Below are 12,140 nucleotides of genomic sequence, written 5' to 3'. Positions count from 1 at the left end.
AAAATCGTCGGCCGCGCTGCAAGATCGCCGGCGCCCCGTCGTCTTTCCTTCAGCGGGCGCTCGAACGGGGATCGCGCTCGCGGGGACACGAGTGACGAGGGGTATCGAACGTGGTCGCACGCAAGGAAACAATCCGCAGAGCCTGGCATGCCATGCTTCTCCTGTCGGTCGCCGGCATCGGGGCCGGCGCGCTGCCGCTCGGGTCCGCTCGGGCGCAAGGGGCCGCCGTTTCCTTCGACCTGCCGGCCCAGCCGCTCGGTCGGGCGCTGACGCAGGTCGCCGAGCAGTCGGGCCGCCGCATTCTCTTTCCCTCGGAGCTGACGGCGGGCCGGCAGAGCCCGGCCCTCAGCGGTACCTATACGCCGGCTTCGGCCCTGGATCGGCTGCTCTCGGAAACCGATCTCGAGCCCGTCTTCGCGCCGGACGGCACGATTACGATCCGCCGCCGGGAGGCAGTCGGGACGCAAGCGGACGTCGAGGGCGCTGGCGCTGGCGCCGGCAACACGGTCGCACTCTCGAACGCGAACGCGAACGCGATCGCGCTCGACGCGGTCGTGGTGACGGCATCGCGTGCGCCGCAGCAGATCTCCGAGACGGCGCGCACGGTCTATGTCGTCGAGGGCGAGACGATCCAGGCGCAGGCGCGGGCCGGCCAGTCGCTCCAGACGATCCTCGGCCAGCGCATCCCGAGCTTCGACGCGGCGAGCCGGGGCGCGCGCACCGCCTTCGGCCAGAACCTGCGCGGCCGCACGGCCCTGATCCTGATCGACGGCATCTCGCTCAACTCGGCGCGCGGTCTGTCGCGCCAGTTCGATTCGATCGATCCGTTCAACATCGAGCGCGTCGAGGTCCTGTCGGGCGCGACCGCCATCTACGGCGGCAACGCGACCGGCGGCATCATCAACATCATCACCAAGTCCGGTCGCAATGCCGAGCCGGGGCTCCATGGCGAGGTGATGGGCGGGATCGAGACCGGTTTCCAGTCGAGCCGCGACCGCGACCTCAAGGGAGGCGCGGCGGTCACCTGGAAGGACGAGACCTGGGACGCGCGCCTGTCGCTCGCCGGGCGCGACATCGGCGCCTTCTACGACGGATCCGGCAATCTGCTGATCCCGGACATCACCCAGACATCCTACGCCTACAATTCCAGCTTCGATCTCATGGGCTCGCTCGGCTACCAGATCGATCCGGTTCGCCGCCTGGAGATCACGGGGCAGATCTACGACAGCGGACAGGACAGCCCGATCGGCCTCTATTTCGGCCCCAATCTCTCGGCCCTGCGCAACCCGTCCCTGTTCGGCGTGCGGGAGGGATACGATTCCGACGTCGATCCAAGAACGAAGCGCTCGCTTCTCAACGCCAGCTATTCCGACGAGGACGTCTTCGGCCAGCAGCTCCTCGTCCAGGCCTTCTTCCGAAGCGAGGAGCTCGGCTTCCATCCCTTCCCGGGCACGGCGGGACGCTCGCTCTATTTCGGCGCCAGCCAGCAGGACACGGACTATTACGGCTTCAAGGCCGCGCTGGTCGCCGAACCGCTCGACGGATTGTCGATCACCTATGGCGTCGACGGCGACATCGACGATTTTTCCGCGACGCAATCCGTCTTCGATTCCCGGATCGCGGCTCGGACCGGGGCCCTGCGCTTCCAGACCCTCGGCGTCACCGGTCTCTACCCCGACATCAAGGTCTCGACGCTGGCGGGCTTCGCGGACGCCAAGTTCGAAGCGACCGATCGACTGACCTTCTCCGGAGGGGTGCGCTACCAGTATGTCCATACGGACGTATCCGAATTCGTCGGCGCGGCACAGCAGACTCAGATCCTCCTGGGTCTTGGTCGCACGGCCGACGCCATCCCCGGCGGCTCGGTCGACTACGGCGCGACGCTGTTCAACGCGGGTGCCACCTATGCCCTGACCGATGCGAGCCAGGTCTATGCCAACGTCTCGCAAGGGTTCGAGCTCCCCGATCCGGCCAAGTACTACGGCATCGGCGCCTACGCGCTCCGCGCCGGCCGCTACGTCTTCCTGAACGGCGTCGACGTCGCCTCGTCGGCGCTCCAGGCGGTGAAGACCAACTCGTTCGAGGCAGGCTACCGCTTCGACGACGGCTCGTGGAACCTCCAGCTCGCCGGATACGCCTCGCTGTCCGACAAGGTCGTGGAGATCGACCGCCAGACGCTGGCGATCGAGGTGCGCGACCAGGACAAGCGCGTCTACGGCTTCGAGGCCGCAGGCGGCGTCCAGCTTCCCTTCGGCTTCGACACGGGCGCGAACCTCCACCTCGTGCGGACCGAGATCGACCGGAACGGCGACTGGCTGCGCGATACGGTGGGGACCAGCAGCGTCTCCAAGCTCGGCGGCCATCTCGGCTGGACCAACGATATCCTGGGCCTGCGCCTCGACGGACAGCACACGCTCGACCTCGCGGACGATTTCGGCGGTAAGATCGAAGGCTACACGCTCTTCGACCTCACGGGCTCCTACCGCTTCGCCGAACAGGACCTGACCGTGGACTTCGGCGTGCTCAACCTCTTCGACAAGGACTACACGACCGTGTGGGGCCAGCGCGCAGCCAACCTCTACGGCGCGCTCGCGAGCGAGGCGATCTTCGACTATCGCGGTCGCGGGCGGACCTTCTCGGTCTCGCTGTCGAAGGAGTTCTGATGGCGGCGGCGGTGGACGGGGCGGCGCGCGCCGTCCCGGCGGGGCGGCTCTACGCCGTTCTCGGCGGGCTCTATCTCGCGCAAGGCGTGCCCACATATCTCCTTCTGGTCGCCTTGCCGCCGCTGATGCGCGAAGGCGGCGCGTCGCGCACGGCGATCGGGCTCTTCTCGCTCCTGATGATCCCGCTGATCCTCAAATTCGCCTGGGCGCCGCTGGTGGACCGCTTCTCGCCTCTCGCAGCGCTCGGGCACCGGCGCGGCTGGGTCGTTCCGACGCAGATCCTGGTGAGCGCGGGGATCGCCGCGATGGCCTTCGTGCAGCCGACCGATGTCGGCGCGATCTTCGCGATCGCGACCGCGATCACGCTCCTGTCCTCCACCCAGGACATCGCGACGGACGGCTACGCGGCCCGCATGCTGACGGCTGCGACGCGCCCCTTGGGCAATGCGATCCAGGCCGGCGCGGTGGCGCTCGGCGTCATCCTCGGCGGAACGCTGGCTCTGGTGCTTTTCGGCTATCTGGGCTGGCGCACGACGCTCCTTACCGTTGCCGCGCTGTCGCTCCTGCCGCTGCTGGTCACGCCTTGGATGCAGGACGACGAAACGGATGCGCCGCCGGAGCGCCGGCGGCCCTCGCTTCTCGTCTTCTTCCGTCGCCCCGACGCGTTGGTGCTCCTCGGTTTCGCCCTGACCTACCGGGCGAGCGAGGGGCTCGTGCGCGGCATGGAAGGCGCCTATCTCGTGGATGCGGGTCTTCCGGTCGCCTGGATCGGCTATCTCTCGGGCGCCGCGGCCGCGACGTCGGGCCTCGTCGGCGCGCTTACGGCGGCGCTGGCGATCCGTCGTTTCGGCCTGACGCCCACCCTGATCGGGCTGGGAGCCCTGCGGACCCTCTGTTTCCTCGCCTTCTCGCTGAACGCCGTCTCGTTGTGGCCAGGCATGGAGGTCGCCATGGCGGCTTCGGCGTTTCAGACTTTCCTGCGCTACATGGAACTCGTCGCCCTTTATTCGCTCTTCATGGGGCTTGCCTCGCGCGACCAGCCGGGAACCGACTTCACGCTCCTGACCTGCGCCGAACTCGTCGTCTACATGGCTGGCTCGGCGCTGGCCGGTTTCGTCGCCGACCGTTTCGGCTATGCCAACCTCTTCGCGGCGGCGACCGTGCTGTCCGGCCTCGGCATTGCCGTCGCCTGGATGCTGCTCATGAAGCTGCACCGGCCGAACGCCTGAAGGCCGGCCTTGGGCGCGACCGTCAAGGTCTTGGCATGTCCGGGGGTCCGTTCGGGAATGGGCTCGGTGGCTGATCCGCCCTGAGCATGAAACTCCCCTTCACGTCTTTCGTGTCCGCGGAGACGGGGCGCGCAAGCGAGGGTCCGTGGCTCATGCGGGTCATCCCGCTTGTTTCAGATCGCCTTGCATCGACGACATCAGCATGGCGACGAAGGCGGACACCCTCGTCGGCCGAAGCCGCGATGCGGGGAAGACCGCGTGAATGCCGCCGGTCGGAAGACGCCAGTTCGGCAGCACCCGGACCAGCCGCTTCTCGGCGATGTCCGTCGTCACCATGAAGTCCGGCAGGATGCCGTGCCCAAGGCCCGCCAGCACCGCGGCATGGACACCGCGGGCGGTATCGACCGACAGGAGGCTTCGCGCGTCGACCACGACCTCTTCTCCATCAGGGCCGGTGAAGCGCCAAGCGGTCGCTTGCGGCAGGACGGTGTTCACGATCAGCGGCAGGGTTGCCAATTCCTCCGGCGCCCTCGGTTCCTTCACGCGGGCAGCGAGCGAGGGGGCCGCAACGAGCAACTGCTCGAACGTGCCGAGGCGCCTGGCGTGGAGGCTGGTATCGGCGAGCCAGCCGACCCGGATCGACAGGTCGATTTCGCCCTCGAGGAGATCGGTGATCCGATCGCCGAGGCGCAGATCGGCCCGGCATTCGGGGTATCGCCGGAGGAACTCGGCAAGGATGGGCACGATGCGGAGCGCTCCATAGTCGGCTGGAGCAAGGACGCGCAGCGTGCCGTGCGGGCGGTCGTTTCCCCTTGTCGCCTCCGCCACCGCATCGCCGGCCTCGCGCAGGATGGCGGCGGCACGCCCGTGCAGGAGGCGTCCTGCCTCCGTCGGCTCGACGCGGCGTGTGGTGCGCACGAGGAGCGCCGTTCCGAGATCTTCCTCGAGGCGGGCGACCTGCTGGCTGACGACGGCCTTCGTGATGCCGAGACGCTCGGCCGCCTTCGTGAACGACTGCGTCTCGACGACGGCGGCGAAATAGACAAAGCGGCTGAGGATACGGGGTTCGACCATGCCTTATTGTCTGCTTTTGGCATACGGCTTGTAAAGTTTGTCGGCCTTCTGTCTCCTCGCATCCGGTGTCATCTCTCGTTCGACCAACGACCGAACGCCAAGGCGACGGTCATCAACGGACGGGAGCAAAGGGCCCATGCCGGCCAATTTGACGATCCACCTCGACTATTTCTTCGACCCCCTCTGCGGCTGGTGCTACGCCAGCGCACCAGCACTTTCGGGCTTGGCAAAAGCCTATCCCGACGCCCTTGCGATGCGGCCGTCCGGCCTCTTTTCCAACGGCGGAACGCAGCCGATGTCGACCATGGCGGACCATGCCTGGCGCAATGACACTCGCATCGCCGAACTCACCGGGCAGCGGTTCACCGAGGACTACCGCGACCATGTGCTGCGCGACCCGGAGGCTCTGTTCGACTCGACCCATGCCACGCGGGCGATCGTCGCGCTCGGCGCGATCGACACGAGGCTGGAGCCCGTCCTGCTGCACGCGCTCCAGACGGCTCGTTATGTCGAGGCCAGGGACACGGCGAAGCCTGACATCGTGGCCGCCGTCGCCGCGCAGGTGGCCCGCTCGCACGGCCATGGGCTGGACGAGGCGAGCCTTGCCGACCGGCTCGTGCGGGACGGCGAACTGGCGAAGCGAACCGACGGGCGCGTCCGCGAGACGCTGATGCATATGCGGGCCCTGTCGTGCTCGGGTGTGCCGCAGCTTCTCGTCAGCGTCGGCGATCATCGCGAGATGGTCCAGGGCGCCGATCTCTATGGCGGTGCCGATGCCGCCACCAAAGCCGTCGAGCGGATCGCCGCCCGCGCGAAGGCCCGCTCGAACTGAACCCGACACCACGAAAGGACACTCTCATGAAGATCGCTCTCATCGGCGCCTCCGGCAATGCCGGATCGCGCATCGCCGCCGAACTCTCCGCGCGCGGACACGCCGTCACGGCCATTGCCCGCAACGCCGACAGGATCGCCAAGCTGCCGGGGGTGACGCCGCTGGCCGTCGACATCGCCGACACGGACGCTCTCGTCTCCGCCCTTGAGGGACACGACGCCATCGTCAGCGCGGTCCATTTCACCGCTTCCAACCCCGACCAGTTGATCTCGGCGGCCAAGGCGTCGGGCGTGAAGCGCTATCTCGTGGTCGGCGGGGCCGGGAGCCTCGAGGTCTCGCCGGGCGTGAAGCTCGTCGATACGCCGCAGTTCCCGCAAGAGTACAAGGAGGAGGCGACCAAGGGCGGCGTCTTCCTCGACAAGCTGCGCGCGGAAACGGACCTCGACTGGACGTTCCTGTCGCCCTCGGCGGCCTTCGTGCCGGGCGAGCGCACGGGCCGGTTCCGTCTCGGCGGCGACGCGCTTCTGACGAACGAGGCGGGCAGCAGCATCTCGTTCGAGGACTACGCCATCGCCCTCGTCGACGAGATCGAGACCCCGAGGCATTCCCGCCAGCGGTTCACCGTCGGCTACTGACGTCCTGCCGGCGATGGCGGCGCCCTGATCCGTCACGGGCGCCGCCAGTGCCCGGCTGCACGTCTTCGCACCCGACCACGGACGGACGGATCCCCGCGCTCTAGGACGGCGCACAAGCCTCCTCGATGCCGAAGGAGCGCAGGAAGCGCTGGATCATCCGATCGATCTCCGGTTGTGGATCGTCGGGTGTCGGCATCTGATAGATGTGCTGGCGGATGCCGATATAGACGATCCCGCCATGCAGGGACCACAGATCCTCGAGAGTCGCATCCACCTCGCCCGACGACGCAACGTGGATTTCGTCGAGCATGGGTTCGAGCAGCGTCAGGCGCAGGTGGTTGAGATAGCGCTTGTTCAACTGCGCGCCGGCGAGACCCGAGAACATGAAGATCCGCATCCAGTCGTGATCGAAGATTCGGCCTCCGTAGTCACGGTAGAACTCCGACATCCGCTTGCCGATCGAGCGCGAACGGTCGCGGATGAGTGCCGGCCAATGGGGCGAGATCCGCTCCAGATAAACGCGCTCGTAGACGGCTTCGACGAGATCCTGCTTCGAGACGAAATACTTGAAGATCAGGGATTGCGTGACCCCGAGACGGCCTGCGAGTTCGCGGGTTTTGCCGTCGAGCCCGACCTCCGCGAAGAAACTGACGGCGCCGTCGACGATCTGCTGCCTGCGTTCCTGCGGTGGAAGACGTCGTCGGTCGACCTCCGGAACGGCCTCCCGGTTTGATGCTGCATCCATGTCGAAAGTCTCTCGTCCCGATCGGAGGGCCTGCCTCTTGATTGCCTATCACGGTTCGGATATCGATACCTTATTGATCGTCTGATGAACAAGATCGAGCGATCAATTGTGGTCTGGGAGGACCGTGGGAGGAGAACGCCATGAAGGCTTCCATCGGGGGCTATGCACGCGCGCGGTCCATCGAGCACGCGTTATCCCTGTTTGCCGAGGCGGACGGGGCAGGGCGCTATCTGGCCGGCGGGCAGAGCCTCGTCGCCGCGCTCAATCTCGGGGCCAGTGCCGGCGACATGCTGGTGGATATCAGCGGCATCGAGGCCCTGCGCGGCGTCCGCATCGAGGGCGACCGCCTCGTCATCGGTGCGCTCACCCGCCACAGCGAGATCGAGCGGAACGATCTCGTCGCCCGGCATGTCCCGCTCCTTGCCAAGGCCGCGCCGCTGATCGCCCATGATGCGATCCGCAATCGCGGAACGATCGGGGGCTCTCTGTCCCATGCCGATCCGGCCGCGGAATATCCCGCCTGCGCCGTCGCGCTCGACGCGATCTTCAATCTCGAGGGTCCGAACGGCCGGCGGGACGTGGCGGCGAGTGAATTCTTCAAGGGTCTTTTCGAAACCGATCGCGCCGAGGACGAGATCCTCACCGCCGTCTCGGTACCGGTCGCGCAAGCCGGTGAGAGGCACGCTATTCTCGAACTGACCCGCCGTTCCGGAGATTACGCGCTCGCGGGCCTCGCGATCGTCGTGCGCGGCGACAGGCACCGGATCGGGGCCTTCGGGCTCGGCGATCGCCCGCTCCTGTGCGAGGGCGCGATGGCAGCTCTCGATCGAGGCGATGTGGACGCTGCGGCCACCGCCATCGCCGATGATGTCGATCCGATGAGCGACATCCAGGCGAGCGCCGACTACCGCCGCCATCTCGCCGGCGTCGTCCTGCGACGCCTTGCCGCCGAACTCGGAGTGGCCCGATGACCGACACCTTCCGCAATCGCATCGATCTCGAGATGACCGTCAACGGCGAGCCGATCGAGCTGACGGTGCCGGCGGCACGTCACCTGATCGACCTGCTGCGCACCGATCTGGGCCTGACCGGTTCCCACGCCGGCTGCGAGCACGGGGTATGCGGGGCCTGCACGGTCATCGTCGATGGCGAGACGGTGCGCGGCTGCCTCACGCTAGCCGCCCAGCTCCAGGGGGCCGAGATCTGGACCGTCGAGGGGCTGACCGAAAGCGGGGCGATCGCCGATCTGCAAAAGGCCTTCGTCGAGCGCAACGCCCTCCAGTGCGGCTTCTGCACGCCCGGCATGCTCGCCTCGGCCAAGGTCCTGATCGAGCGGGACGCCGTCCCCAGCCGCGAGGGCATTCGGGAGCATATGTCGGGAAATTATTGCCGTTGCACCGGCTACGAGGCGATCGTCGATGCGATCGAGACGACGCTGCGCGGCCGGGCCGGGGGTGATGCCCGATGACCATTCGCTTCGAGGACCCGAACCGTCCCAACAGCTATATCGGCCGCACCGTCCCGCGTCCCAATGCCGGCAGGCTCGTCAAGGGCCGCGGACGCTATGTCGACGATATCCTTCTGCCGCGCATGGTGCATGTCGCCTTCGTGCGCAGCCCCTATGCCCATGCGCGGATCGCGGCGATCGAGACCTCGCAGGCGAAGTCCCTGAGCGGCGTCCTCGCCGTCTTCACCGGCAGGGATCTGGCTGAGGTCTGCACGCCCTGGGAGGGCAGGCTCGCCCATCTCGAAGGCATGAAGACGCCGCCCCAGCACCCCCTTGCCGTCGAGCGTGCCTGCTGGGTGGGCGAGCCCGTCGTCGCCGTCGTCGGCCGCACGAGAGCCGATGCGGAGGAAGGGGCGGCGATGGTCGAGATCGAGTTCGAGGCCTTGCCCGCGGTCACCGATATCCGCACGGCGCTCGACCCCGAGACACCCGTTATCCATGAGGCGTTCGGCGACAATCTCTGCTTCCGCAAGACCAATGAGAAGGGCGAGGTCGACAGGATCTTCGCCGAGGCTCACACGGTCGTGGAGGAGAGCTTCAAGACGGCCCGTCACACGGGCGTCACCCTGGAGCCGCGCGTCATCCTCGCCGACTGGAGCGAAGCCGAAGGCGAGATGACGGTGCATGTCTCCAATCAGGCGCCGCACATGCTGCAGGTCCTTCTCGCCTCACATCTCGGCATTCCCGAGAGCGGGGTCCGGGTGATCTGCGGCGATGTCGGCGGGTCGTTCGGCGTGAAGGTCCATGTCTATCCGGACGAGGTGGCGACGGCCGCGATCGCGAAGATCCTCGGACGGCCGGTGAAGTTCTCGTCGGACCGGCTGGAAGCGTTCACGAGCGACATCCATGCCCGCGACCACGAGGCGACCGGGCGCATCGCGCTCGACGAGACCGGCCGGATCCTCGCCTTCGACGTCGACGACTGGACCGGCATCGGGCCCTATTCGATCTATCCGCGCACCTCGGCGGTCGAAGGGCTCCAGGTCACGAACCTCATCGGCGGGCCCTACGAGTTCGACCATTATCGCTGCCGCACCTCGGTCGTCTTCCAGAACAAGGGCATCTGCGCGCAGTATCGCGCCGTCGGTCATCCGGTCGCCGTCGCCATCACCGAGGGCCTCGTCGACAAGGCGGCGGCACAGATGGGGCTAGACCCCGTCGAGATCCGTCGGCGCAATCTCATCAGGGACGACGCCTATCCGAGGACGACCGCGGCGGGCCTCAAGCTCGAGGCCCTGTCCCACCACAAGAGCCTCGACGCCCTCATCGAGGCGATGGACTACGAGGCGCTGCGCAGCGAGCAGGCGTCCCTCAGGGAGAAGGGCGTCCATCGCGGCATCGGCATCGCGAGTTTCATCGAACTGACCAACCCGTCCCCCTTCATGTACGGGATCGGCGGCGCGCGGATCTCGGCGCAGGACGGCTGCACCGTCCGCATGGACCCGGACGGCTCCGTCGTCGCCCTCACGGGCGTGACGGAACAGGGCCAGGGCACCGAGGCGATCACGGCTCAGATCGTCGCGGAGGCCGTCGGCGTCTCGCCGGGCATGGTCCGCATCGTGACGGGCGATACGCGCGTGACGCCCTTCGGGGGCGGGACATGGGCCTCGCGCGGCGCCGGCATCGGCGGCGAAGCCGCGCTCCAGGCCGGACGCGCGGTGCGCGGTCAGGTTCTCGCCGTCGCAGCCGCGATGCTCCAGGCGAATGCGAAGGACCTCGATATCCGGGACGGGATCGTCGTCGACGCGGGAACGGGAGCCGAGCGCATGCCGCTCGCCGAGATCGGACGCATCGTCTATTTCCGCGGCGATACGCTGCCGAAGGGGCTGCCGCGCGAGTTGATGCAGACGCGGCACTTCCTCACCTCCGACTATCCCTATGCCTTCACCAACGGCGTCCAGGCCTCCTATGTCGAGGTCGATGCCGAAACCGGCTTCGTGAAACTCCTCAAGCACTGGTGCGTGGAGGATTGCGGCCGGATCATCAATCCGCTCCTCGTCGACGAGCAGATCCGCGGCGGCATCGTCCAGGGACTGGGCGCGGCTCTCTTCGAGGAGATCTGCTACGACGAGGCCGGCCAGCTCCTCAACGGCACGATGGCGGACTACCTCGTGCCGATGTCCGGCGAGATGCCGGACATGATCATTCGACATGTGGAAACGCCGACCGCGGAAAGCGAGCTGGGGGCGAAGGGCGCGGGGGAGGCCGGCACGGCCGGTGCGCCAGCCGCCGTCATGAATGCGATCAACGATGCGATCCGCCCGCTCGGCGGCAGTGTGACCCACATGCCGTTCACGCCCGAACGGGTTCTGCGAGCGATCGGCGCGATCGGAAAGTGAACTGAAGAAAGCCGCCTCCAGCGGCGTCATCCGGGAGGAATGATATGAACAGACTGCTTTCGGCCTCGACCGTCTCGATCGCCATTCTCGGATCCTGCGTGGCGGCGCTCGCGCAGGAATCGATCACCGTGAACATCGGCTCCTCGCACCCGGAACAGAACATCTGGGTCTACGCGATGAAGAACACGTTCCAGCCGACGGTCGACGAGATCCTCGCAAGAACGGGCGAGTACCAGATCGACTGGATGGAGTCCTACGGAGGGACGCTTTACAAATACACCGATACGCGAGCGGCCGTCGAGGACGGGATCGTCGACGTCGGCATGGTGGGAACCGTCTGGGAGGGCTCGACCATGCCGCTCCAGAACGTCACCTATTTCACGCCCTTCGCGACCGGCGACCACACCATGCTGATCGAGATCTTCGACGATCTCAACGTCAACCAGCCGGACCTCGCCGCAAGCTGGCAGGACAACAACATGGTCCCCCTGTCATCGCTCATCACCGACAGCTACGACGTCTATGCGACCTTTCCGGTGAACACGATGTCGGATCTTCAGAACCGCAAGCTGAACGCTCCCGGCACATCGGCGAACTGGCTGCAGGGCACGGGCGCAACGCCCGTCGATGGCGCACTGACGACCTACTACACCAACATCCAGACCGGCGTCACGGAGGGAACGCTCTCCTTTGCATCCGGGATCCTGCCGACCCGCGTCTACGAGGTCGCGCCGGAACTGACCCGCGTCGGCATCGGCTCGATGTATTTCGGCTCGATCGCCGCCAACAGGGACTTCTACGACGGCCTGCCGGAGCCCGTGCAGGACGCATTCCGCGAGGCCGGCAAGGCGACGTCGAAAGCCCATGGCGAATACGTATCGGAACTCTCCACCAAGGCGATGGAGGAGATGCAGGCGGCGGGCCTCAAGGTGCACGACCTCGACGATGCCGAAAAGCAGAAATGGGTCGAGGGTCTTCCGGACATCGTCCAGCCCTGGCTTGACCAGACCGGGGACGCCGGAAAGGCGGTGCTCGCCGCCTATTTCGAGGCCTTGCGCGAACGCGGCGCCACCCCACTGCGCAACTGGGACGAGGGGCGCTGATCCGTCCCTGACA

10 protein-coding genes are annotated in these 12,140 nt (G+C 66.9%); 8 read left to right on the top strand and 2 right to left on the bottom strand.

The annotated features are described in order from the left end of the window. The first annotated feature begins 110 nt into the window (after window positions 1–110). Both rhtA and DYI37_RS11005 read left to right on the top strand, forming a co-directional pair. Window positions 111–2,663, top strand: a complete 2,553-nt coding sequence (rhtA, locus tag DYI37_RS11010; protein WP_158555149.1) for a TonB-dependent siderophore receptor RhtA — start codon at window positions 111–113, stop codon at window positions 2,661–2,663. Beyond that, window positions 2,663–3,892, top strand: a complete 1,230-nt coding sequence (locus tag DYI37_RS11005) for a RhtX/FptX family siderophore transporter (protein ID WP_116683272.1) — start codon at window positions 2,663–2,665, stop codon at window positions 3,890–3,892. Before rhtA ends, DYI37_RS11005 begins: the two co-directional genes overlap by 1 nt. Before the next feature lie 159 nt (window positions 3,893–4,051). Here DYI37_RS11005 and DYI37_RS11000 read toward each other — a convergent pair whose 3' ends face one another. Further along, complete coding sequence (locus DYI37_RS11000; protein WP_116683271.1) at window positions 4,052–4,966, bottom strand: LysR family transcriptional regulator; 915 nt, start codon at window positions 4,964–4,966, stop codon at window positions 4,052–4,054. A 136-nt stretch (window positions 4,967–5,102) separates the two neighbouring features. Between DYI37_RS11000 and DYI37_RS10995 the strand changes: the two genes are divergently transcribed. Beyond that, entirely contained in the window at window positions 5,103–5,798 is a 696-nt protein-coding gene (locus tag DYI37_RS10995) for a DsbA family protein (RefSeq protein ID WP_116683270.1), read from the top strand. A gap of 26 nt (window positions 5,799–5,824) precedes the next feature. Then, a complete protein-coding gene (locus tag DYI37_RS10990; RefSeq protein WP_116683269.1) occupies window positions 5,825–6,433 on the top strand; it encodes an NAD(P)-dependent oxidoreductase in 609 nt (202 codons plus the stop codon). A 100-nt stretch (window positions 6,434–6,533) separates the two neighbouring features. Here the strand turns inward: DYI37_RS10990 and DYI37_RS10985 are convergent, their stop codons facing one another. Next, complete coding sequence (locus DYI37_RS10985; protein WP_116683268.1) at window positions 6,534–7,178, bottom strand: TetR/AcrR family transcriptional regulator; 645 nt, start codon at window positions 7,176–7,178, stop codon at window positions 6,534–6,536. Window positions 7,179–7,318: 140 nt separating this feature from the next. Between DYI37_RS10985 and DYI37_RS10980 the strand changes: the two genes are divergently transcribed. The 4 genes from DYI37_RS10980 to DYI37_RS10965 are packed head-to-tail and all read left to right on the top strand — an operon-like array spanning window position 7,319 to window position 12,127. Then, a complete protein-coding gene (locus DYI37_RS10980) occupies window positions 7,319–8,149 on the top strand; it encodes an FAD binding domain-containing protein (protein WP_116683267.1) in 831 nt (276 codons plus the stop codon). Next, window positions 8,146–8,646 (top strand): (2Fe-2S)-binding protein, encoded by a 501-nt coding sequence (locus tag DYI37_RS10975; protein ID WP_116683266.1) that lies wholly within the window; start codon window positions 8,146–8,148, stop codon window positions 8,644–8,646. The genes DYI37_RS10980 and DYI37_RS10975 overlap by 4 nt, the downstream gene beginning before the upstream one ends. Then, a complete protein-coding gene (locus tag DYI37_RS10970; protein ID WP_116683265.1) occupies window positions 8,643–11,024 on the top strand; it encodes a xanthine dehydrogenase family protein molybdopterin-binding subunit in 2,382 nt (793 codons plus the stop codon). The genes DYI37_RS10975 and DYI37_RS10970 overlap by 4 nt, the downstream gene beginning before the upstream one ends. A 44-nt stretch (window positions 11,025–11,068) precedes the next feature. Next, window positions 11,069–12,127 (top strand): C4-dicarboxylate TRAP transporter substrate-binding protein, encoded by a 1,059-nt coding sequence (locus DYI37_RS10965; RefSeq protein WP_116683264.1) that lies wholly within the window; start codon window positions 11,069–11,071, stop codon window positions 12,125–12,127. The last annotated feature ends 13 nt before the right edge of the window (window positions 12,128–12,140 follow it).

The sequence above is a fragment of the Fulvimarina endophytica genome (assembly GCF_003403015.1).
GTDB classification, from domain to species: Bacteria; Pseudomonadota; Alphaproteobacteria; order Rhizobiales; family Rhizobiaceae; genus Fulvimarina; species Fulvimarina endophytica.
The sequence above is the reverse complement of the archived record's forward strand: the minus strand, read 5'-3'. Positions and strand labels throughout refer to the sequence as shown.

Coding starts and splice junctions, on each gene's coding strand:
- DYI37_RS11005 (WP_116683272.1), top strand. CDS start 2,663: ATGGCGGCGGCGGTGGACGGGGCGGCGCGCGCCGTCCCGGCGGGGCGG.
- DYI37_RS11000 (WP_116683271.1), bottom strand. CDS start 4,966: ATGGTCGAACCCCGTATCCTCAGCCGCTTTGTCTATTTCGCCGCCGTC.
- DYI37_RS10995 (WP_116683270.1), top strand. CDS start 5,103: ATGCCGGCCAATTTGACGATCCACCTCGACTATTTCTTCGACCCCCTC.
- DYI37_RS10990 (WP_116683269.1), top strand. CDS start 5,825: ATGAAGATCGCTCTCATCGGCGCCTCCGGCAATGCCGGATCGCGCATC.
- DYI37_RS10985 (WP_116683268.1), bottom strand. CDS start 7,178: ATGGATGCAGCATCAAACCGGGAGGCCGTTCCGGAGGTCGACCGACGA.
- DYI37_RS10980 (WP_116683267.1), top strand. CDS start 7,319: ATGAAGGCTTCCATCGGGGGCTATGCACGCGCGCGGTCCATCGAGCAC.
- DYI37_RS10975 (WP_116683266.1), top strand. CDS start 8,146: ATGACCGACACCTTCCGCAATCGCATCGATCTCGAGATGACCGTCAAC.
- DYI37_RS10970 (WP_116683265.1), top strand. CDS start 8,643: ATGACCATTCGCTTCGAGGACCCGAACCGTCCCAACAGCTATATCGGC.
- DYI37_RS10965 (WP_116683264.1), top strand. CDS start 11,069: ATGAACAGACTGCTTTCGGCCTCGACCGTCTCGATCGCCATTCTCGGA.